The organism is Thermoleptolyngbya sp. M55_K2018_002 (assembly GCF_015295965.1).
Lineage (GTDB): Bacteria > Cyanobacteriota > Cyanobacteriia > Elainellales > Elainellaceae > Thermoleptolyngbya > Thermoleptolyngbya sichuanensis.
This window is the reverse complement of the sequence record NZ_DVEA01000148.1, coordinates 1-1572: the sequence shown is the minus strand read 5'-3', so window position 1 is coordinate 1572 and position 1572 is coordinate 1. Positions and strand designations below refer to the sequence as shown.

Annotated in this window: 1 protein-coding gene; it reads left to right on the top strand. The window is 63.5% G+C overall.

What is annotated here, in order from left to right:
• A partial coding sequence (locus IGS51_RS07290) for an FAD-dependent oxidoreductase (RefSeq protein WP_367279283.1) occupies positions 1-1572 on the top strand: 1572 nt, incomplete at both ends.

Sequence of the window (1572 nt, the reverse complement as noted above, 5' to 3'; positions counted from 1 at the left end):
TGGTAAGTGAGTTCTCTTGGCTGGGAGGAATGCTAACCAGCGCAGGTGTAAGCGCTCCCGATGGCAACGAGCTGCGATCGCTCCAAACGGGACTCTGGGGCGCATTCTTGCGATCGCTCTCGGTGCAGCAGCCCGGTGGACTCGATCACGCCTGGGTTAGCTTCTTTACCTACGATCCGGGTGTTGGGGCGGCGGTCTTTGCCGAATGGGTGCAGGCGCTCCCCAATCTGCGCTGGATTACCGGACAAACGCCCTTGGCAGTGCTGCGCGAGGGCGATCGCATTACGGGTGTGCGCTTTCAAGATTTCACGATCCACGCGCAAATCACCCTCGACGGCACGGAACTCGGCGACCTGCTGGCGCTGGGCGACGTGCCCTACCGCTGGGGTTGGGAGTTTCAGCAAGCGTGGAACGAGCCGAGCGCTCCGGTTCAGCCGACCCCGATGACGGAGCAATATCCTGTGCAAGCGCCCACCTGGGTCGTGGTGCTGCAAGATTTTGGCGACGCGGAGGCTCCCGAAATTCCGCCCCCACCGGACTATGACCCGACCCGTTTTGAGGGCGCGTGGGACGGCTACGGGCCGGAGAAATTTCTCAACTACGGGCGACTGCCGGGCGATCGCTTCATGATCAACTGGCCCCATCACGGCAATGACTATGGGCACAACTTGAACCGCTTGGTGCAGTCTGCGGAGACGCGGCGCGAGTTTGCTCAGGCAGCCCGCCACCACGCCCAAGGCTTTGCCCGCTTTATCCAGACCGAACTGGGGCGGCGCTATGGGCTGGCGAGCCAGACTTTTCCAGCAGCCCCGCACAGCATGGGCAGCAGTGCCTTTGCGCTGCATCCCTACTACCGCGAGAGTCGGCGGCTACAGGGGCGATCGCTAATCAAGGAGCCAGACATTCTGCCACATTCGGGGGGACAGGTGGCAGCGCTGCCCGTCAATGAGCAGGGAGAACCCACGGCGATCGCCCTCGGCAACTATCCCAACGATCACCACTATCCCGGCTACGAGTTTCCGCTGCATCCCAAGTCGCTGCGCTGGGGCGGCCGCTGGACGGGGACGCTGTTTTCCCTGCCCTACGATTGCCTAGTGCCAGAAACAGTTGAAGGTTTTTTGGTGTGCGAGAAGAATATCTCCGTATCGCACATTGCCAATGGCGCAACCCGGCTACAGCCCGTCGTGCTGGGGCTAGGACAGGCAGCGGGCATGGCGGCCGCGCTGTGCATCGAGCGAGGCTGCTCCCCCCACAACCTGCCCGTGCGCGAGTTGCAAGAGGCACTGCTGACCGATCCTGCGGCTCCGGCTGCTGTGGTGCCGCTGTTTAACCTGCCGCCAGATCATCCCGACTGGCTGCACTGGCAGCGCCATTACCTGGATCATCCCGACCAGTATCCGGCCGATGGCAATGTGCCAGGGCGATCGCCCGTGGTGGGCGCAGAAGCGCGATCGCCCCAGTCCAGTTTGTCCGACTCGTCCGCCGTGCGGGGGCTGATTCATCCCGTCGCGCCGCAGTCCTATACGCTGACGCTCACGGAACGGGCGATCGCCTCCCTGCGGCCAGCCCAAG